General features: G+C 60.1%; 14 protein-coding genes. 10 read left to right on the forward strand and 4 right to left on the reverse strand.

The genetic code is table 11. The features are described from left to right. Positions 1–14 precede the first annotated feature (14 nt). A complete protein-coding gene (locus tag WLY71_RS08525) occupies positions 15–1,505 on the reverse strand; it encodes a leucyl aminopeptidase (RefSeq protein ID WP_347803216.1) in 1,491 nt (496 codons plus the stop codon). Positions 1,506–1,811: 306 nt separating this feature from the next. Between WLY71_RS08525 and lptF the strand changes: the two genes are divergently transcribed. From lptF to pdxJ, 8 genes are all read left to right on the forward strand, one after another. Next, complete coding sequence (gene lptF, locus WLY71_RS08530) at positions 1,812–2,930, forward strand: LPS export ABC transporter permease LptF (protein ID WP_347803217.1); 1,119 nt, start codon at positions 1,812–1,814, stop codon at positions 2,928–2,930. Then, a complete protein-coding gene (gene lptG / locus WLY71_RS08535; protein WP_347803218.1) occupies positions 2,923–3,984 on the forward strand; it encodes an LPS export ABC transporter permease LptG in 1,062 nt (353 codons plus the stop codon). The genes lptF and lptG overlap by 8 nt, the downstream gene beginning before the upstream one ends. A 171-nt stretch (positions 3,985–4,155) precedes the next feature. Then, on the forward strand, positions 4,156–5,955 hold the full coding sequence (gene lepA / locus WLY71_RS08540) for a translation elongation factor 4 (protein ID WP_008151572.1): 1,800 nt from the start codon (positions 4,156–4,158) through the stop codon (positions 5,953–5,955). A 5-nt stretch (positions 5,956–5,960) separates the two neighbouring features. Next, positions 5,961–6,815: a signal peptidase I gene (gene lepB, locus WLY71_RS08545; RefSeq protein ID WP_347803219.1), complete on the forward strand. Its 855-nt coding sequence runs from the start codon at positions 5,961–5,963 to the stop codon at positions 6,813–6,815. Between the two features lie 184 nt (positions 6,816–6,999). After that, positions 7,000–7,689 carry a ribonuclease III gene (gene rnc / locus WLY71_RS08550; protein ID WP_033053426.1) on the forward strand — a complete coding sequence of 230 codons (690 nt, stop codon included), beginning with the start codon at positions 7,000–7,002 and terminating at the stop codon, positions 7,687–7,689. Continuing rightward, complete coding sequence (era, locus tag WLY71_RS08555) at positions 7,682–8,584, forward strand: GTPase Era (RefSeq protein ID WP_008151577.1); 903 nt, start codon at positions 7,682–7,684, stop codon at positions 8,582–8,584. The genes rnc and era overlap by 8 nt, the downstream gene beginning before the upstream one ends. A gap of 172 nt (positions 8,585–8,756) precedes the next feature. Then, positions 8,757–9,446, forward strand: coding sequence for a DNA repair protein RecO (gene recO / locus WLY71_RS08560; RefSeq protein ID WP_283189055.1), 690 nt, complete (start codon positions 8,757–8,759; stop codon positions 9,444–9,446). A 209-nt stretch (positions 9,447–9,655) separates the two neighbouring features. Continuing rightward, positions 9,656–10,402 carry a pyridoxine 5'-phosphate synthase gene (pdxJ, locus tag WLY71_RS08565; protein ID WP_008004962.1) on the forward strand — a complete coding sequence of 249 codons (747 nt, stop codon included), beginning with the start codon at positions 9,656–9,658 and terminating at the stop codon, positions 10,400–10,402. Between the two features lie 99 nt (positions 10,403–10,501). Here pdxJ and mltF read toward each other — a convergent pair whose 3' ends face one another. Beyond that, entirely contained in the window at positions 10,502–11,962 is a 1,461-nt protein-coding gene (gene mltF, locus WLY71_RS08570; protein ID WP_347803220.1) for a membrane-bound lytic murein transglycosylase MltF, read from the reverse strand. Positions 11,963–12,236: 274 nt separating this feature from the next. Here mltF and purL point away from each other — a divergent pair, with 274 nt between their 5' ends. Further along, complete coding sequence (gene purL, locus WLY71_RS08575; RefSeq protein ID WP_347803221.1) at positions 12,237–16,133, forward strand: phosphoribosylformylglycinamidine synthase; 3,897 nt, start codon at positions 12,237–12,239, stop codon at positions 16,131–16,133. 20 nt (positions 16,134–16,153) lie between these two features. Further along, entirely contained in the window at positions 16,154–16,465 is a 312-nt protein-coding gene (locus tag WLY71_RS08580; protein WP_347803222.1) for a YqfO family protein, read from the forward strand. 196 nt (positions 16,466–16,661) lie between these two features. Here the strand turns inward: WLY71_RS08580 and nagE are convergent, their stop codons facing one another. Both nagE and ptsP read right to left on the reverse strand, forming a co-directional pair. Then, positions 16,662–18,377: an N-acetylglucosamine-specific PTS transporter subunit IIBC gene (gene nagE, locus WLY71_RS08585; protein WP_347803223.1), complete on the reverse strand. Its 1,716-nt coding sequence runs from the start codon at positions 18,375–18,377 to the stop codon at positions 16,662–16,664. 43 nt (positions 18,378–18,420) lie between these two features. Continuing rightward, complete coding sequence (gene ptsP / locus WLY71_RS08590) at positions 18,421–20,937, reverse strand: phosphoenolpyruvate--protein phosphotransferase (protein ID WP_347803224.1); 2,517 nt, start codon at positions 20,935–20,937, stop codon at positions 18,421–18,423. Positions 20,938–21,095: the final 158 nt, after the last annotated feature.

Raw genomic sequence — 21,095 nt, forward strand, 5'->3', positions numbered from 1 at the left:
CAGGTTCATCGGTTTCAGGCTTTGGCGCGGTCCAGCAGGTATTGGGTCAGCAATGGAACCGGACGGCCAGTGGCGCCCTTGTCCTTGCCGCCGCTGGTCCAGGCCGTGCCGGCGATGTCCAGGTGCGCCCAGTTGAGGTTCTTGGTGAAGCGCGACAGGAAGCAGGCCGCGGTGATGGTGCCGGCTTTCGGGCCGCCAATGTTGGCGATGTCGGCGAACGGGCTGTCCAGCTGTTCCTGGTACTCATCGAACAACGGCAGTTGCCAGGCGCGATCGTCAGCCGATTGGCCGGCGCTCAGCAGTTGGCTGATCAGCTCGTCGTTGTTGCCCAGCAGGCCCGACGTGTGGGAACCCAGCGCGACGACGCAAGCGCCGGTCAGGGTGGCGATGTCGATCACCGCTTGTGGCTTGAAGCGCTCGGAGTAGGTCAGGGCGTCGCACAGCACCAGCCGGCCTTCGGCGTCGGTGTTGAGGATTTCCACGGTCTGGCCGCTCATGGTGGTGACGATGTCGCCAGGACGCGAAGCGTTGCCGCTCGGCATGTTCTCGGCGCAGGCCAGGATGCACACCAGGTTGATCGGCAGTTTCAGCTCGAGCACGGCACGCAGGGTGCCGAACACGCTGGCGGCGCCGCCCATGTCGTACTTCATTTCATCCATGCCGGCGCCCGGCTTCAGGCTGATGCCGCCAGTGTCAAAGGTGATGCCTTTGCCGACCAGTGCATACGGCTTCTCGGATTTTTTGCCGCCGTTGTATTGCATGACGATCAGGCGCGGTGGCTGGGCGCTGCCCTGGCCCACGGCGTAGAACGAGCCCATGCCCAGGTCCTTGATCTTCTTCTCATCGAGGACTTCGACTTTCAGGCTTTTGAATTCTTTGCCCAGGTTCTTCGCCTGCTCACCGAGGAACGTCGGGTGGCAGATGTTCGGCGGCAGGTTACCCAGGTCGCGGGTGAACGCCATGCCGTTGGCGATAGCGGTGGCGTGGGCCACGGCGCGCTCGACTTCAGCCTGTGCGGCCTTGATGGTCACCAAAGTGACTTTCTTCAGGGTGCGAGGTTCGGCTTTCTGGCTCTTGAACTGGTCGAACGTGTATTCGCCGTCCACCAGGGTTTCGGCCAGCAGGCGGGTCTTGCCGTAGCTGTCGCGGCCTTTTACCGCGACTTCGTCCAGGGCCAGCACCGCATCGCTGCCGCCCAGGCCTTTAAGGGTGTTGAGGATGCCGGCAATGATCTTACGGAACGGGCGGTCGCCCAGCTCTTCGTCTTTGCCCACGCCCACCAGCAGCACGCGTTCGGCCTTGAGGTTCGGCAGGCTGTGCAGCAACAGGCTCTGACCGACTTTGCCAGCCAGGTCGCCGCGCTTGAGCACAGCGCTGATGGCGCCACCGCTCAGTTCGTCGAGTTGTTTGGCGACGGCGCCGAGCTTGCGTCCTTCGCCGACGGCGACCACCAGAGTGGCGGTTTTCAACGTTTCTGGGCTAACGCTTTTTACAACCAGTTCCATGTCCGGGTCCCTGAATTAATGGTCAACACGCAAGAGCTCGACGGCATGCATTCGAGCTTGCTTATAAATAGAAAGACGCAGGTCACGGCCCGCGACAAAGGCCGCAGTTTGAACCTCGTGCCCCGAGCCTGACAACCCTCGGTCGTACGATCTTCAGCGCTTTACCCGCCTGCTTGAGCATGCGCAGTGACAGGCGCACCCAATCACAGGATAATGCGCCAACTTTTTCGGCGGCTCTGCCCTGCGGGCCGTCTGATACGTTTGCTTGTTTGGCCGCCTTAGCCTGACAACCCTGGAGTGTCTGGTTTGATCGTCTTCCGCTACCTATCCCGCGAAGTCCTGTTGACCTTGAGCGCCGTCAGCGCCGTGCTGCTGGTCATCATCATGAGCGGTCGCTTCATCAAATACCTCGCCCAGGCGGCCTCTGGCCTCCTGGATCCGGGCTCGCTATTCCTGATCATGGGCTTTCGTCTGCCGGGTTTCCTGCAGTTGATTTTGCCTTTGGGCCTGTTTCTCGGAATCCTGCTGGCCTACGGTCGCCTGTACCTTGAAAGCGAAATGACGGTGCTGTCGGCCACCGGCATGAGCCAGCAGCGTCTGTTTGCCATGACCCTTTTTCCAGCCACCCTGGTCGCGCTGGTGGTGGCGTGGCTGAGCCTGAGCCTGGCGCCACAAGGCGCCAATCAATTCCAGTTGCTGTTGAACAAGCAGGATGCCCTGACCGAGTTCGACACCCTCGAGCCGGGTCGCTTCCAGGCGCTGCGCGACGGAACACGGGTGACCTACACCGAAACGCTATCGGATGATCGCATCAACCTCGGTGGCGTATTCATTTCGCAAAAGAACGTCTCGTCCGATAAGAAGGATCGCGGGATTTCCGTGCTGGTGGCCGAGAAGGGCCGTCAGGAAATTCGCCCCGACGGTAACCGTTACCTGATTCTCGACAACGGCTATCGCTATGACGGCAATCCGGGGCAGGCCGATTACCGGGCGATCAAGTACCAGGAATACGGCGTATTGCTGCCCAAGCCGGACGTCAGCGACGAAGTGACCGACCGTGACGCAATGACCACCGGCTCGTTGCTGGGCAGTGACGACATCCGTTCGCGTACCGAGCTGCAATGGCGTTTGTCCTTGCCATTGCTGGTCTTCATCGTGACCTTGATGGCGGTGCCGTTGTCGCGGGTCAATCCGCGTCAGGGCCGTTTCCTCAAGCTGTTGCCGGCGATTCTTCTATATATGGCTTACCTGTCCATCCTGATTGCCGCTCGCGGCGCCCTTGAAAAGGGCAAAATCCCGCCAGCTCTGGGGTTGTGGTGGGTGCATGCAATCTTCCTGGCCATCGGCCTGGGCTTGCTCTATTGGGAACCGTTGCAGTTGAAGCTGGCGAGTCGCCGCAGCGCGCTGGAGGTGGCTCGTGGATAAGCTCGATCGCTACATTGGTAGCAGCGTGTTCGTGGCGATTCTGGCGGTACTGGGGATCATTCTCGGTCTGGCGACGCTGTTTGCGTTCATCGACGAGATGGGGGATGCCAGCGATACCTACACCCTGGTCGACGTGTTGAGTTATGTCCTGCTGACCGCGCCGCGTCGTCTTTACGACATGTTGCCGATGGCGGCACTGATCGGTTGCCTGATCGGCCTCGGCAGTCTCGCCAGTCACAGCGAGCTGACCATCATGCGAGCTGCGGGCGTGTCGATCGGGCGAATCGTCTGGGCGGTCATGAAGCCGATGCTGATCCTGATGGTGGTGGGTGTGCTGATCGGCGAATACGTTGCCCCAGCCACCGAAGTCACCGCTCAGGCCAATCGCTCCCTGGCTCAGGGTGGCGGCGATGCGCAAAGCGCCAAGCATGGTTTATGGCATCGCCAGGGTGATGAGTTTATTCACGTCAACTCGGTGCAGCCCAACGGTCTGCTGTACGGCGTCACCCGTTATCGTTTCGACAATGAGCGTCACATGCTGTCTTCCAGCTTCGCCAAACGGGCGAAGTTCGATCAGGATCACTGGCAATTGAGCGACGTCACCACCACGCTGTTCCATGAAAAGAGCACCGAAGTGGTCACCGCCCCGGTCGAGCGTTGGAATGTCGCCTTGAGTCCGCAGCTGTTGAGTACGGTGGTCATGTCGCCTGATACGCTGTCGATCAGCGGTCTGTGGGGTTACATTCACTACCTGGCTGACCAGGGCCTGAGCAATGGTCGTTACTGGCTGGCATTTTGGGTCAAGGTGTTGCAGCCGCTGGTCACCGCCGCCCTGGTACTGATGGCGATTTCCTTCATCTTCGGGCCGCTACGCTCAGTGACCCTTGGTCAGCGAGTGTTCACTGGCGTGCTGGTGGGCTTCACCTTCCGCATCGTTCAGGATTTGCTCGGTCCTTCGAGCCTGGTCTTCGGTTTCTCGCCACTGTTTGCGGTGCTTGTTCCGGCGGGTGTCTGTGCCTTGGCCGGGGTCTGGTTGTTGCGCCGGGCCGGCTGATCAAGGGTTTCTCCTGACGTTGCTGGTCACTCAAAACGCCCCTGTCGCAAGACCGGGGCGTTTTTGTATCCGTCGTCTGACCTGCAAACGTGACGCTTGCGCCATGGATCAGGTACAATTCCCGGCTATTTTTCGGCGGGCTATGCCTGCAGCCTTTTTGAGTGTTGATCCGTGAGTGATTTGAGTCATATCCGCAATTTCTCCATCATCGCCCACATTGACCATGGCAAGTCGACGCTGGCCGATCGCTTCATCCAGATGTGTGGCGGCCTTGCCGAGCGCGAAATGGAAGCCCAGGTTCTGGACTCCATGGACCTGGAACGTGAACGCGGGATCACCATCAAGGCCCACAGCGTCACCCTGTATTACACCGCTCGCGATGGCATCAAGTACCAGCTGAACTTCATTGATACCCCGGGCCACGTCGACTTCACCTATGAAGTCAGCCGGTCGCTGGCGGCCTGTGAAGGCGCGTTGCTGGTAGTCGATGCCGGTCAGGGCGTTGAAGCGCAGTCGGTAGCCAACTGCTACACCGCGATTGAGCAGGGCCTGGAAGTGATGCCGGTCCTGAACAAGATCGACCTGCCTCAGGCCGATCCTGACCGCGTGAAAGAAGAAATCGAAAAAATCATTGGCATCGATGCCACCGACGCGGTCGAGTGCAGCGCCAAGACTGGTCTGGGCGTCGACGAAGTGCTGGAGCGTCTGGTCAAGACCATTCCTGCGCCGACCGGCAACTATGAAGATCCGCTGCAAGCGTTGATCATCGACTCCTGGTTCGACAACTACCTGGGCGTTGTTTCCCTGGTTCGCGTACGCCACGGTCGTGTGAAGAAGGGCGACAAGATCCTGGTCAAGTCCACCGGCAAGATCCACCTCGTGGACAGCGTCGGTGTCTTCAACCCGAAACACACCGCCACCGTTGACCTGAAGGCCGGCGAAGTGGGCTTCATCATCGCCGGCATCAAGGACATTCACGGTGCACCGGTCGGTGACACCCTGACCTTGAGCTCCACGCCGGACGTCGACGTGCTGCCAGGCTTCAAACGCATTCAGCCGCAGGTTTACGCCGGCCTGTTCCCGGTCAGCTCCGACGACTTCGAAGATTTCCGTGAAGCCCTGCAAAAGCTCACGCTCAACGACTCGTCCCTGCAGTACACCCCGGAAAGCTCCGATGCCCTGGGCTTCGGTTTCCGTTGCGGGTTCCTCGGCATGCTGCACATGGAAATCATCCAGGAGCGCCTGGAGCGCGAGTACGACCTGGACCTGATCACCACGGCGCCGACGGTAATTTTCGAGCTGCTGCTGAAAACCGGTGAAACGATTTACGTCGACAACCCGTCGAAGCTGCCAGACCTGTCCTCGATCGAAGACATGCGCGAACCGATCGTGCGGGCCAATATTCTCGTGCCGCAAGAGCACCTGGGCAATGTCATTACCCTGTGCATCGAGAAGCGTGGCGTACAGCACGACATGCTGTTCCTCGGTACCCAGGTTCAAGTGACCTACGATTTGCCGATGAACGAAGTGGTCCTGGACTTCTTCGACCGTCTGAAATCCACCAGCCGTGGCTATGCTTCGCTGGATTACCATTTCGATCGTTATCAATCGGCTAATCTGGTGAAACTGGATGTGCTGATCAACGGTGACAAGGTCGACGCCCTCGCGTTGATCGTGCACAAGGATAACGCGCACTACAAAGGTCGCCAGTTGACCGAGAAGATGAAAGAACTGATTCCACGTCAGATGTTCGACGTCGCAATCCAGGCCGCCATTGGCGGGCAGATTATTGCGCGGACCTCTGTCAAGGCGCTCAGAAAGAACGTATTGGCCAAATGCTACGGCGGTGACGTTAGCCGTAAGAAGAAACTGCTTGAGAAGCAAAAGGCCGGTAAGAAACGCATGAAGCAAGTCGGCAACGTGGAAATTCCACAAGAAGCCTTCCTTGCAGTGCTCAGGTTGGATAGTTAGGTCCTATGTCACTAAATTTCCCGCTGTTGCTGGTCATCGCCGTGTTCGTCTGCGGCCTGTTGGCGTTGCTCGATCTGGTTTTCCTGGCGCCGCGTCGGCGTGCCGCCATTGCCTCCTATCAGGGCAGCGTCAGCCAGCCTGATGGGGTGGTGGTCGAGAAACTGAACAAAGAGCCGCTGCTGGTCGAGTACGGCAAGTCGTTCTTCCCGGTGTTGTTCATCGTGCTGGTACTGCGTTCGTTCCTGGTGGAACCGTTCCAGATTCCTTCCGGCTCGATGAAACCGACCCTGGACGTTGGCGACTTCATTCTGGTGAACAAGTTTTCTTACGGGATCCGCTTGCCGGTGGTCGACAAGAAAGTCATCGAAGTCGGTGATCCACAGCGCGGCGATGTGATGGTGTTCCGCTACCCGAGTGATCCGAACGTCAACTACATTAAACGTGTGGTGGGCCTGCCGGGTGACCAGATTCGTTACACCGCCGACAAGCGTCTGTTCGTCAACGGTGAGTCGATCGCCGAACAACTGGTCGGCTCCGAGCCGGGCACGTTGGGCAGCGCCGAGCTCTACAAGGAAAAACTCGGCGTCGCCGAGCACCTGATCCGCAAGGAAATGAGTCGTTACCGCGCAACGCCGGACCGTTCGTGGACCGTGCCTGCCGGGCACTACTTCATGATGGGCGACAACCGCGACAACTCGAATGACAGTCGCTTTTGGGATGATCCGAGCATTCCCAAGGATCTGCTGGGCATGGTTCCCGACAAGAATATCGTCGGCAAGGCCTTCGCAGTCTGGATGAGCTGGCCGGAACCTAAACTCAGTCACCTGCCGAATTTCTCGCGGGTTGGCCTGATCAAGTAATCACACACGGCGCTGTTGAACACAGCGCCGAATGCATTTCTGGAGTCGGCATAACCGGCGACAGAAGCATGAAAACAACGATATTCAGGACGTTATTTTTGAACACAGCGTTAATTGTCCCAAGCCTGCGCCGCATCACGGCGATGGCGGTGGAATCCAACCACGAACTCAGCGTGGGTAAACCGTGAGCGTCTCCTTAAGCCGTCTCGAGCGTCAGCTCGGCTACACCTTCAAGGATCAGGAACTGATGGTCCTGGCCCTGACTCACCGCAGCTTTGCCGGGCGTAACAACGAACGCCTGGAATTCCTCGGTGATGCCATCCTTAACTTTGTCGCTGGCGAGGCGCTGTTCGATCGCTTCCCGCTGGCTCGCGAAGGTCAGTTGTCGCGCTTGCGCGCACGCCTGGTGAAAGGCGAGACCCTGGCCGTACTGGCTCGCGGTTTCGATCTGGGCGAGTACCTGCGCCTGGGTTCCGGTGAATTGAAAAGCGGCGGGTTCCGTCGCGAGTCGATTCTGGCCGATGCCCTTGAAGCGCTGATTGGTGCGATCTACCTGGATGCTGGCATGGACATGGCACGCGAACGCGTGCTGGCCTGGCTGGCCGGGGAGTTCGAAGGCCTGACGCTGGTCGACACCAACAAAGATCCAAAAACCCGTCTGCAAGAGTTCCTGCAGTCGCGGGGTTGTGAACTGCCGCGTTACGAAGTGGTGGATATCCAGGGTGAGCCGCATTGCCGGACGTTTTTCGTCGAATGTGAAATCACCTTACTGAATGAAAAAAGCCGAGGTCAGGGTGTGAGCCGTCGTATTGCCGAACAGGTAGCGGCCGCTGCAGCACTGATTGCCCTGGGCGTGGAGAATGGCCATGACTGATTCAACTGCAACTCGCTGTGGCTATGTCGCCATCGTCGGCCGTCCCAACGTGGGCAAGTCCACGCTGCTGAACCACATCCTCGGTCAGAAGCTGGCGATCACCTCGCGCAAGCCTCAGACCACTCGCCACAACATGCTCGGCATCAAGACCGAAGGCGCCGTGCAGGCGATCTACGTCGACACCCCCGGCATGCACAAAGGTGGCGAGAAAGCCCTGAACCGCTACATGAACAAGACCGCTTCGGCGGCGTTGAAAGACGTCGACGTGGTGATCTTCGTAGTTGACCGCACCAAGTGGACCGACGAAGACCAGATGGTCCTCGAGCGCGTTCAATACGTGACCGGCCCGCTGATCGTGGCGCTGAACAAGACTGACCGCATCGAAGACAAAGCCGAGCTGATGCCGCACCTGACCTGGTTGCAGGAACAGTTGCCGAACGCGCAGATCATGCCGATCTCGGCCCAGCACGGGCATAACCTCGAAACGCTGGAGCGCGTGATTGCCGGTTACCTGCCGGAAAACGATCACTTCTTCCCGGAAGACCAGATCACCGACCGCAGCAGCCGCTTCCTCGCCGCTGAACTGGTACGCGAGAAAATCATGCGCCAGATGGGCGCCGAGCTGCCGTACCAGATCACCGTCGAAATCGAAGAGTTCAAGCAGCAGGGCAAAACCCTGCACATCCATGCCTTGATCCTCGTCGAGCGCGACGGCCAGAAGAAAATCATCATTGGCGACAAGGGCGAGCGGATCAAACGCATTGGCACCGAGGCACGCAAGGACATGGAATTGCTGTTCGACTCCAAGATCATGCTCAACCTCTGGGTCAAGGTGAAAGGCGGCTGGTCCGACGACGAACGCGCCTTGCGTTCGCTGGGTTACGGCGACCTGTAACACCGGTTCCTGATACACCGAAGTACCCTGTGGGAGCGAGCTTGCTCGCGATAGCGGTCTGCCAGTCAACACCGATGTTGAATGTCATGCCCTCATCGCGAGCAAGCTCGCTCCCACATTGGTTTTGGGTGGTTTATAAATCTGTGCTGACTCATTGAGAACGCTGACTTCCATGTCCCAAACCCCACCCATCGGCCAACCCGCGTTCGTGCTCCACTCCCGCGCTTACCGCGAGAACAGCGCATTGGTGGATTTCCTTACGCCGCAAGGTCGGCTGCGGGCGGTATTGCGCAGTGCTCGGGGCAAGGCCGGGACGTTGGCACGGCCGTTCGTGCCGCTGGAAGTGGAGTTCCGTGGGCGTGGTGAATTGAAGAACGTCGGTCGCATGGAAAGCGCTGGCGTCTCCACCTGGCTAAATGGTGAGGCGCTGTTCAGCGGTCTCTACCTCAATGAGCTGTTGATTCGGCTGTTGCCGTCCGAAGACCCGCATCCCGCTGTGTTTGACCACTACGCCGCGACCCTGCTTGCGCTTGCCGAAGGTCGTCCGCTGGAGCCTTTGTTGCGATCCTTCGAATGGCGGCTGCTGGATGACTTGGGTTACGGCTTTGCCCTGACTGCCGACATCCATGGCGATCCCATCGCGCCGGACGGTCTCTACCGTCTGCAAGTGGATGCGGGACTCGAACGGGTCTACCTGCTGCAACCCGGTCTGTTCAACGGCACCGAGCTGTTGGCGATGGCCGATGCAGATTGGTCTGCCCCTGGCGCGCTATCGGCAGCCAAGCGATTGATGCGCCAGGCACTGGCCGTTCATCTGGGCGGTCGTCCCTTGGTGAGTCGCGAGTTGTTTCGCAAGCCATAGGGTCTGTTGATGCTTGGCAGCGGCCGCGCCGGGCGCCCACTTGGCGCAGGGCTGCGTTGCTCGGAACTTATTTGGAACAACCAAACTACGTTCCTCGCGCCTTGCCCTGCACCAAGTGGTCATCCGTCGCGGCCGCTGCCAAACATCAACAGACCCTATCTCCCCGTGTATGCTGTGCGCCGAACTTTTCCATTTTCAGGAGCGCTTCCGTGACCACCAGCAATCGCATTCTTCTTGGCGTGAACATCGACCACGTAGCCACCCTGCGGCAGGCCCGGGGCACGCGCTATCCGGATCCGGTCAAGGCAGCACTGGATGCGGAAGAGGCGGGCGCTGACGGCATTACCGTGCACCTGCGCGAAGACCGTCGGCACATTCAGGAGCGCGACGTGTTGCTGCTCAAGGATGTGCTGCAAACCCGCATGAACTTCGAAATGGGCGTCACCGAAGAGATGATGGCGTTCGCCGAACGCATTCGTCCGGCGCACATTTGCCTGGTGCCTGAAACCCGTCAGGAACTGACGACCGAAGGTGGTCTGGACGTGGCGGGTCAGGAAGCACGGATTAAAGCAGCGGTGGATCGCTTGGCGAAAATCGGCTGTGAAGTGTCGCTATTCATTGATGCTGACGAGCGGCAGATCGAAGCGTCCCGTCGTGTTGGTGCGCCGGCTATTGAGCTGCATACCGGTCGTTATGCCGATGCCGAGACGCCAACCGAAGTGGCTGAAGAGCTCAAGCGTGTGGCGGATGGCGTGGCGTTTGGTCTGGCTCAAGGTTTGATCGTCAATGCCGGTCACGGTCTGCACTATCACAACGTTGAAGCAGTGGCCGCGATCAAGGGCATCAACGAACTGAACATCGGCCACGCGCTGGTGGCTCATGCGTTGTTTGTCGGGTTCAAGTCGGCTGTTTCGGAGATGAAGGCGCTGATTCTGGCTGCTGCGTTGAAAGGCTAAGATCAAAAGATCGCAGGCTTCGCCAGCTCCTACAGGTGTACACATAACCTCGTAGGAGCTGCCGAAGGCTGCGATCTTTTTTGCACCGGCCCCGCGGTATTAGAGCTGTGGGGTTTCCTGATTCGGTTTGGTCTTGTCGACCCCCGGCACATGCAGGTTGCCTTCGGCCACTTGATTGCCTTCAAGCTGCGGCTGCGTGACCCACGTCAGGATGTCGTAGTAACGACGGATGTTCGCCACGAAGTGCACCGGCTCGCCGCCTCGGGCGTAGCCATAACGGGTCTTGCTGTACCACTTTTTCTCTGACAGGCGCGGCAGGATCTTCTTCACATCCAGCCATTTGTCCGGATTCAGTCCTTCCTTGGCCGCGAGTTTGCGCGCGTCATCCAGGTGACCGCTGCCGACGTTGTAGGCCGCCAGTGCAAACCATGTGCGATCCGGCTCTTGAATCGACTCGTCCAGCTGATCCTTCATGTAAGCCAGGTACTTGGCGCCGCCCATGATGCTCTGTTTAGGGTCGAGCCGGTTGGACACGCCCATGGCCTGCGCCGTGTTCTGGGTCAGCATCATCAGCCCGCGCACGCCGGTCTTCGACGTGACCGCCGCTTGCCATAACGATTCCTGATAGCCGACTGCTGCCAGCAGGCGCCAGTCGACTTTCTCTTTCTTGGCGTACGCTTTGAAGTGCTGTTCATACTTGGGCAGCCGTTGCTGCAAGTGCTGGGCGAAGGTGTAGGCGCCCACGTAGCCGAGGACATCGACATGTCCGTAGTAACGGTCTTTCAGGCGTTGCAGGGTGCCGTTTTTCTTCACTTTGTCGAGATACGTATTGATCTCGTTGAGCAGGCTGTTGTCGTCACCAGCGGCCACGGCCCAGCTCTGATTGCTGGCGTCGCCGAGGTCAAATGCCACTCGCACCTTGGGGAAGTAGACCTGGTTCATCGCCACTTCGTTTGAGTCGACCAGGGTCAGATCAATCTGACCTTCATCGACCATCCGCAGCAGGTCGACGACTTCAACAGCGTCGGACTCTTCGTAATCAATGCCGGGGTATTTCTTTTTCAGCTCCGCCAACTGCTCGGCGTGGGTGCTGCCCTTGAGCACCATGATCTTCTTGCCCACCAGATCCTTCGCATCGGTGGGCCGCGATTGGCCGTTGCGATAGATGATCTGCGGGGTGACTTCGAGATAGGAGTGGGAAAACCGTACCTGCTTTTTGCGCACTTCGCTGCTGACCAGGCCGGCAGCAGCGATCACCGGGCCGTTGGGTTTGCCCACCTGATTAAACAGGTCGTCGAGGTTGTCGGCGGTTTCGATTTTGAGTTCCACCCCCAGATCGTCGGCGAAGCGCTTCACCAGCTCGTATTCGAAGCCGGTTTCACCGTTGCGATCCTGAAAGTAGGTGGCGGGGCTGTTTCGGGTAACCACCCGCAGCACGCCATCCTCCTTTACGCGCTCAAGCGTGTTGGGTTTATCAACACAGCCACTGAGCACCAGGAAGAGTCCGGTTGCGATCAGCCATTTGGCGAACCGCGGACGCAAAGCCGTTGGGGAAAACATCTGCGCAGTATACGCAAAGGACCACGAGCGCCATATCTCGACAGCGAAGGGCTTGTCTGCTAGGCGGCTTAAAACCGCTCCGGAGCCCGCAGGAATGGGCTCGAGCAGCATTTTGTGACAGAAAAAATAACGCTCGGCGCGCACCTGTTTGAGGTCCGAACACCCGGCCCGACGCCCGGGTGCAGCCGCCCGTACCGTTTCGGGTGATGTCGCGGCCTGTTTAGGCTAGAATGCACGGCCTCAAAGCACACCCCTTCCCGAGGCTGTCCCGAAGATGTTGATCCTGCGCGGCGCTCCTGCCCTTTCTGCCTTTCGCCACAGCAAACTCCTTGAGCAACTGAGCCAGAAAGTTCCGGCTGTCAGTGGCTTGTATGCTGAATTCGCTCACTTCGCCGAAGTTACCGGCGTCCTGACCGGCGACGAACAGCAGGTGCTCGCGCGCCTTCTGAAGTACGGCCCAAGTGTTCCGGTACAAGAGCCGACCGGTCGTCTGTTCCTGGTGTTGCCGCGGTTCGGCACCATCTCGCCGTGGTCCAGTAAAGCCAGCGACATCGCTCGCAACTGCGGCCTGACGAAAATCCAGCGCCTGGAACGCGGCATCGCGTTCTACGTCGCCGGCCAGTTCAGCGACGCCGAAGCGCAGCTGATCTCCGATGCGCTGCATGACCGCATGACCCAGATCGTCCTCGGCAACCTTGAACAAGCCGCCGGCCTGTTCAGCCATGCCGAGCCGAAACCGCTGACCGCGATCGACGTGTTGGGTGGCGGCCGCGCCGCGCTGGAAAAAGCCAACACCGAGCTGGGCCTGGCCCTGGCCGAAGACGAGATCGATTACCTGGTCAACGCCTTCGTCGGCTTGAAGCGCAACCCCCACGACATCGAACTGATGATGTTCGCCCAGGCGAACTCCGAGCACTGCCGTCACAAGATCTTCAACGCCAGTTGGGACATCGACGGTCAGAGCCAGGAAAAAAGCCTGTTCGGCATGATCAAGAACACCTACGTGATGCACAGCGAAGGCGTTCTGTCGGCTTATAAGGACAACGCTTCGGTCATCGTCGGCAACGTCGCCGGCCGTTTCTTCCCGGACCCTGAAACCCGCCAGTACGGCGCGGTGCAGGAACCGGTGCACATCCTGATGAAAGTCGAAACGCACAACCACCCGACTGCGATTGCCCCGTTCCCGGGCGCGTCCACCGGCAGTGGCGGTGAGATTCGCGACGAAGGCGCTACCGGTCGTGGCGCCAAGCCAAAGGCTGGCCTCACCGGTTTCACCGTGTCCAACCTGCAAATCCCGGGCTTCGAACAGCCGTGGGAAGTGCCGTACGGCAAGCCTGAGCGCATCGTTACCGCGCTGGACATCATGATCGAAGGCCCACTGGGTGGCGCCGCGTTCAACAACGAATTCGGTCGTCCGGCCCTGACCGGTTACTTCCGTACCTTCGAACAGTCGATCACCACCCCGCGTGGCGACGAAGTTCGCGGTTACCACAAGCCGATCATGCTGGCCGGCGGTATGGGTAACATCCGTGCCGAACACGTGCAGAAAGGCGAGATCACCGTTGGCTCCAAGCTGATCGTCCTCGGTGGCCCGGCAATGCTCATCGGCCTGGGCGGCGGCGCGGCTTCTTCCATGGCCACCGGCACCAGCTCGGCAGACCTGGACTTCGCTTCCGTACAGCGCGAAAACCCTGAGATGGAACGTCGCTGCCAGGAAGTCATCGACCGTTGCTGGCAGTTGGGTGAACACAACCCGATCAGCTTCATCCACGACGTCGGCGCGGGCGGTCTGTCCAATGCCTTCCCGGAACTGGTGAACGACGGCAACCGTGGCGGTCGCTTCGAACTGCGCAACATTCCAAACGACGAGCCGGGCATGGCCCCGCACGAAATCTGGAGTAACGAATCCCAGGAACGCTACGTTCTGGCGGTCGGTCCGGCTGACTTCGAACGTTTCCAGGCGATCTGCGAACGTGAGCGTTGCCCGTTTGCCGTGGTCGGCGAAGCCACTGCCGAGCCGCAACTGACGGTCACCGACAGTCACTTCGGTAACAGCCCGGTGGACATGCCACTGGAAGTGCTGCTGGGCAAAGCCCCGCGCATGCACCGTTCGGCCGTTCGCGAAAACGAACTGGGCGACGATTTCGATCCGTCGACCCTCGAGATTGCAGATTGCGTCGAACGCGTTCTGCATCACCCGGCCGTGGCCAGCAAAAGCTTCCTGATCACCATCGGCGACCGCACCATCACCGGCCTCGTGGCCCGCGATCAGATGGTCGGCCCGTGGCAGGTTCCGGTGGCCGACGTTGCCGTCACCGCCACCAGCTTCGACGTTTACACCGGTGAAGCCATGGCCATGGGCGAGCGTACTCCGCTGGCACTGCTGGACGCTCCGGCGTCGGGCCGTATGGCCATCGGCGAAACCCTGACCAACATCGCGGCTTCGCGCATCAACAAAATCTCCGACATCAAACTGTCGGCCAACTGGATGTCCGCTGCCGGTCACCCAGGCGAAGACGCGCGTCTGTACGACACCGTGAAAGCGGTCGGCATGGAATTGTGCCCAGAGCTGGGCATCACCATTCCGGTGGGCAAGGACTCCATGTCCATGGCCACCCGCTGGAACGACGAAGGCGTCGACAAGACCGTGACGTCGCCGATGTCGCTGATCGTGACCGGTTTCGCGCCTGTGGCTGACATCCGTCAGACCCTGACGCCGGAACTGCGCATGGACAAGGGCACCACCGACCTGATCCTGATCGATCTGGGCCGTGGCCAGAACCGCATGGGCGCCTCGATCCTGGCCCAGGTTCACGGCAAGCTCGGTTCGCAAGCGCCGGACGTCGACGACGCCGAAGACCTCAAAGCCTTCTTCGCCGTGATCCAGGGTCTCAACGCCGACGGTCACCTGCTGGCTTACCACGACCGTTCCGACGGTGGTCTGCTGACCAGCACTGTGGAAATGGCCTTCGCCGGCCACTGCGGTCTGAGCCTGAACCTCGACGGTCTGGCAGAAACCTCCGCCGACATCGCCGCAATCCTGTTCAACGAAGAACTGGGCGCTGTGATCCAGGTTCGCCAGGACGCCACTCCAGACATCCTCGCGCAGTTCAGCGCAGCTGGCCTGGGTGACTGCGTGTCGGTGATCGGTCAGCCGATGAACAACGGCCAGATCAGCATCACGTTCAACGGCGACACCGTGTTCGAAGGTCAGCGTCGTCTGCTGCAACGTCAGTGGGCTGAAACCAGCTACCAGATCCAGCGTCTGCGTGATAACGCCGACTGCGCCGAACAAGAGTTCGACGTGCTGCTTGAAGAAGACAACCCGGGCCTGAGCGTCAAGCTGAGCTACGACGTCAACCAGGACGTCGCCGCGCCTTACATCAAGAAAGGCATTCGCCCACAGGTTGCCGTACTGCGTGAGCAGGGCGTCAACGGTCAGGTAGAAATGGCGGCCGCGTTCGACCGCGCCGGTTTCAACGCGATCGACGTGCACATGAGCGACATTCTGGCCGGCCGTGTCGACCTGAACGAGTTCAAAGGTCTGGTCGCTTGCGGTGGTTTCTCCTACGGCGACGTACTGGGTGCCGGCGAAGGCTGGGCCAAGTCCGCGCTGTTCAACAGCCGCGCTCGCGATGCGTTCCAGGGCTTCTTCGAGCGTAACGACAGCTTCACCCTCGGCGTGTGCAACGGTTGCCAGATGATGTCCAACCTGCACGAGCTGATCCCGGGCAGCGAGTTCTGGCCGCACTTTGTGCGCAACCGTTCCGAGCAGTTCGAAGCGCGCGTGGCGATGGTTCAGGTTCAGGAATCGAACTCGATCTTCCTGCAAGGCATGGCCGGTTCGCGTATGCCGATCGCCATTGCTCACGGTGAAGGTCATGCCGAGTTCGCCAGCGAAGAAGCGTTGCTGGAAGCTGATCTGTCGGGTTGCGTGGCGATGCGTTTCGTCGACAACCACGGCAAGGTCACCGAAAACTACCCGGCCAACCCGAACGGCTCGCCGCGCGGGATCACCGGTTTGACCAGCCGCGACGGTCGCGTGACGATCATGATGCCTCACCCGGAGCGTGTGTTCCGCGCGGTGCAGAACTCGTGGCGTTCGGAAGACTGGAACGAAGACGCACCTTGGATGCGTATGTTCCGTAATGCGCGCGTCTGGGTAAACTAAAAGCGGGTTAACTAAGCGCCGTGTACAAGCTCAGCTTTTTTGTTCCCACCAGTCACGTCGAAGACGTGAAAAGTGCCGTATTCGCCGCCGGCGGCGGACGGATCGGCGCGTACGACCATTGCGCCTGGCAAGTGCTCGGCCTCGGCCAGTTTCGCCCGTTGGATGGCAGTCAGCCGTTTGTTGGTGAAGCAGGGCAGGTCGAGCAGGTTGAGGAATGGAAGGTTGAGCTTGTCGTGGCGGATGAGTTGATTCGTTCTGTGGTGTTGGCTCTGAAGCAGAGTCATCCCTACGAGACGCCGGCTTATGAGGTGTGGCGGTTGGAGGATTTCTAGTCTTCCTGGCCGCTGAAATGAAAAACCCGCTGAATTTGCGTTCAGCGGGTTTTTTGTTGCCTGAACAATCAATGAATGCACACACCCCTTGTAGGAGCTGTCGAGTGAAACGAGGCTGCGATCTTTTGATTTTGATTTTTCAAGATCAAAAGATCGCAGCCTCGTTTCACTCGACAGCTCCTACAGAGGGCGTGGGTTAAACCTTGGCACTCACCTCACTGCGATTCACCAACGCATCCAGTGCATCATTCAAACTCGATGCCTTGTCGCCAATCAGCAGATGCCAAACCCCACCGTCCAACTGGCTGATGCCCTGGCATCCCAGCGCCTTCAAATCACACTCCGACAACGCCTTGCCATCCGCCAGTTGCAACCGGATCCGGGTCATGGCGATGCAATCCATCTGCAACACGTTCTCGCCGCCACCCAAAGCGTTCAGCCATTGCTGTGCTTCTGAATTCGCCACCGCAGCAGGTTTCGGCGCATCGATTACCGCAGCGGGGGAGGAAATGATCGCGCGCCCCAAAGCAGGCATCGCCAAGCGAATCTCATCGGCAATGCTGTCGGCCATCGGCCCGACCACTACCTGCAAACTCCCACCCTTGCCCGGACGCACAACCGCCATCGCACCCAGCGCTTTCAACTCCGCATCGTTTGCCTTGTTGCGATCCACCATGTCCAGCCGCAACCGAGTGGTGCACGCACCCACGGTGATCAAATTCTGCGCACCACCCAGCGCCTTGATGTAAGCCCCGGCCCGTTCGTTGTCGGCCACGACGACTTTGTCGCCCGCTGGAATATCTTCACGCCCTGGCGTCTTGAGGTTGAAGCGGCGAATGCAGAAATCAAACACCACGTAGTAGATCACCGCATACGCCAGCCCCACCGGCACCACCAGCCAGCCATTGGTGGATTTACCCCAGCCGAGAATCATGTCGATCAAACCACCGGAAAACGTAAAGCCGAGATGGATATTCAACAGGTTGGTGATCGCCATCGACAGGCCAGTCAGCAACGCATGCACTAGATAAAGCAGCGGCGCGAGGAACATGAAGGCGAATTCGATCGGCTCAGTCACACCCGTCAAAAACGACGTCAGCGCCATCGACAGGAAGATCCCGCCCATGACTTTGCGGCGTTCCGGCAAGGCATTGCGGTACATCGCCAGGCACGCGGCGGGCAGACCGAAGATCATCATCGGGAACATGCCGGTCATGAACTGGCCGCCTTTCGGGTCGCCGGCGAAGTAGCGCGACAGGTCGCCGGTGACGATGGCGCCCGTGGTCGGGTCGGTAAAGTTACCGAAGACGAACCACGCCATGTTGTTGAGGATGTGGTGCAGCCCGGTGACGATCAGCAGGCGGTTGAAAACGCCAAAGACGAACGCGCCGAAGCTGCCACTCTCCATCATCAACGTGCCGAAGCTGTTGATGCCGTGTTGGATGGGCGGCCAGATCAAGCCAAAGATGACGCCCAGGCCCACGGCGGCGAAGCCGGTGACAATCGGCACGAAGCGCCGGCCGCCAAAGAACGCCAGGTACTCCGGCAGCTTGATGTCCTTGAACCGGTTGTACAGCGCGCCGGCCATCAAGCCGCTGACGATCCCGGCGAGCATGCCCATGTTGATGCTCGCGTCGAGCACCTTGAGGGTAGAGATCATCACCAGGTAACCGATGACTCCGGCGAGTCCTGCGGTGCCGTTGTTGTCTTTCGCGAAGCCGACTGCGATGCCGATGGCGAAGATCATTGCCAGGTTGGCGAAGATCACTTGGCCGGCGTCGTGGATGATCGCAATGTTCAGCAGGTCGGTGTCGCCGAGGCGCAGCAACAGGCCGGCAATCGGCAGGATCGCGATCGGCAGCATCAGTGCGCGACCGAGGCGCTGGAGGCCTTCGATGAAATATTGGTACATGGCGGATCTCCCTGTGTTCTTTTTGTTATAGAGCTGTTGTTGTTCAGCTCAGAGGCCATTGCTGGTGACAGGCGTGACGTACAGCGGCGGCGCTGCTCAACTTGAGCAAGTCGTGGCTGATGCGCCGGCATTCGGTGGCGTCGAGGTGGCGGACGCGGTCCTTGATTTCACCGATCTGCACCGGGCTGACCGACAACTCGCTGACGCCCAGGCCGATCAGTACCGGTGTTGCCAGCGGATCGGAGGCGAGCGCGCCGCAGACACCGACCCAACGGTTATGCACCGCAGCACCCGCGCAGGTCTGGGCGATCAGCCGCAGCAGCGCCGGGTGCATGGCGTCGACCCGCGAAGCGAGGCCAGCGTGGTCGCGGTCCATGGCCAGGGTGTATTGCGACAAATCGTTGGTGCCGATGGACAGGAAGTCCGCGTGTTCGGCCAGTTGCTCGGCCAGCAGTGCGGCGGCGGGGACTTCGATCATCACGCCCAGCTCTGGACGTTCAAGCACACCGAGTTCAGTGCGCAGCGCGTCGAGACGCTGGCGGATGTGCAGCAACTCATCGACTTCGGTCACCATTGGCAACAGAATCCGGCAGCGCGACAGTGAGCTGACATGCAGCAAGGCGCGCAGTTGTTGATCGAGGATTTCCGGACGGACCTGAGCCAGGCGAATACCGCGCAGGCCGAGCACTGGATTGGCCTCAGCCGGCAGCGGCAGGTAGTCGAGTTGTTTGTCGCCGCCGACGTCGATGGTGCGAATGATCACCGACTTGTCGCCCATGGCATCGAGCACGGCTTGATAGGCGAGGCGCTGTTCGTCTTCGTCCGGCGCGGTGCTGCGATCTACAAACAGAAATTCGGTACGCAGCAAGCCGACGCCGTCGGCGCCATTGGTCAAGGCATCAGCCGCTTCAGCGCTGGAGGCCACATTGGCGGCGACTTCAATCTGCAAACCATCGAGCGTCAGCGCCGGGGTGTGCGCCTGAGCCTGTTGCGCGGCGCGGCGCTGTTGATGATCGAGTTGTGCCTGATGCACTTCGGCCAAACGTTCGGCACTTGGCATCAGTTCGAGGCGACCGCCATCGGCATCCAGCACAACCGCTTGGCCTTGTGGCTGATCCAGCAGCGTAGAACCCAGCGCGACCATGCACGGCAAACCTTTGCCGCGAGCGAGAATCGCCACGTGGGAAGTCGCGCCACCCTCGGCCATGCACAACCCGGCGACACCTTGCTGGCTCAGTTGCAGCAGATCGGACGGCGTCAGTTCATGGGCGGCGACGATGGCGCCGGCCGGCACGTCGTAGTGCCAGGTTTCGCCGAGCAGGGCACGCAGCACGCGTTGTTTGAGGTCGCGCAGATCGTTGGCGCGTTCGGCCAACAACGGGCTGCCGAGTTGCTGGAGCACCTCGCACTGCACGTCGATCGACTGGCTCCAGGCGTGGGTTGCGGCCATGCCCTGATCGATGGAAGTGTTCGCTGCGTTCAGCAGCGCCGGGTCTTCGAGCAGGGCGAGGTGCGCGGCAAAGATCGCTTCTTCGTCGGTGTTTTTATGTTTCCTGGCTTGGGCCAGCGTGTGGTCGATTTCACTGCGCACAACGGTCAGCGCGGCGTCGAGAACGTGTAGCTGTTGCTCGGGATCATGGTTGCCGGCGTCCACCGGCAGGCTGATAGCGGTCAAGGGGAACAACGGCCCGCCAACCAGACCGGGAGCGGCGCAGACGCCGTGCAGCACACCCGCTTCGGCCGCTCGAGTGCGTCGGGCAATCGGTGTCGGCGCGGCGGCGTGGCTGTCTTCGGCCAGTGCTGTGGATAACGCGATCAGCAACGCTTGCAACGCGGCTTCGGCGTCCGGGCCCTGGCAGCTGACCTGAACCTCGTCCTGTTCGCCAACGGCCAAACCCATCAGTCCGATCAAGCTGTCGCAGGTCGCCGATTTGCCAGCGAAATGCAGCTGCGATTTGCTCTTGAAACCTTGCGCTGTCTGACGAATCAGCGCTGCCGGACGGGCATGCAAACCGCCACGATGGGCGATGCGAACGTAGCCGTGAATTTCTTCCCCGGAGAGCTCCGCTTCAGCCTGCACGCCCGACGCGTGCCGACGAATGATGTGCAGCAATGGCTCGCCAACTTTCACCGACTTCAGCGTGATTGGCCGCGCCTGAAAGTCCTGGCTGTTGGTCAGGATCATCAGGCTGACCAGGCTTTTGCACTGCTGTGCGACCTTGTCCAGGTCGTAGCGCAACAGTGGCTGACCGTTGCTGACTCGCGCGCCTTCCTTGACCAGCATCGAGAAGCCTTCGCCCTGCAACTCGACGGTGTCGAGGCCCAGGTGCAGCAGCAATTCGGCACCGTTGTCGGCACGCAAGGTGACGGCGTGGCCGGTGCGCGCGACGTGCACCACGACGCCGGCGCACGGGGCGTGGAGGGTGTCGTTCAGCGGGTCGATGGCGATCCCGTCGCCCATGGCGCCGCTGGCGAACACCGGGTCCGGGACTTTGGCGAGCGTGAGCACCGGGCCGCTGAGCGGGGCGCTGAGGGTCAGCTCTTTATTATTGTTGTGCATGGCTCGGTCTCATCAGTAAAAACTACGGTTCGGATCAACTCGCCCTGTACGGATTAACTTTCCCTTGTAGGAGCTGACGAGTGAAACGAGGCTGCGATCTTTTGATCTTGCTCTTTAAAAACAACGTCAAAAGATCGCAGCCTCGTTTCACTCGTCAG

The sequence above is a fragment of the Pseudomonas rossensis genome (assembly GCF_039888995.1).
Lineage (GTDB): Bacteria > Pseudomonadota > Gammaproteobacteria > Pseudomonadales > Pseudomonadaceae > Aquipseudomonas > Aquipseudomonas rossensis.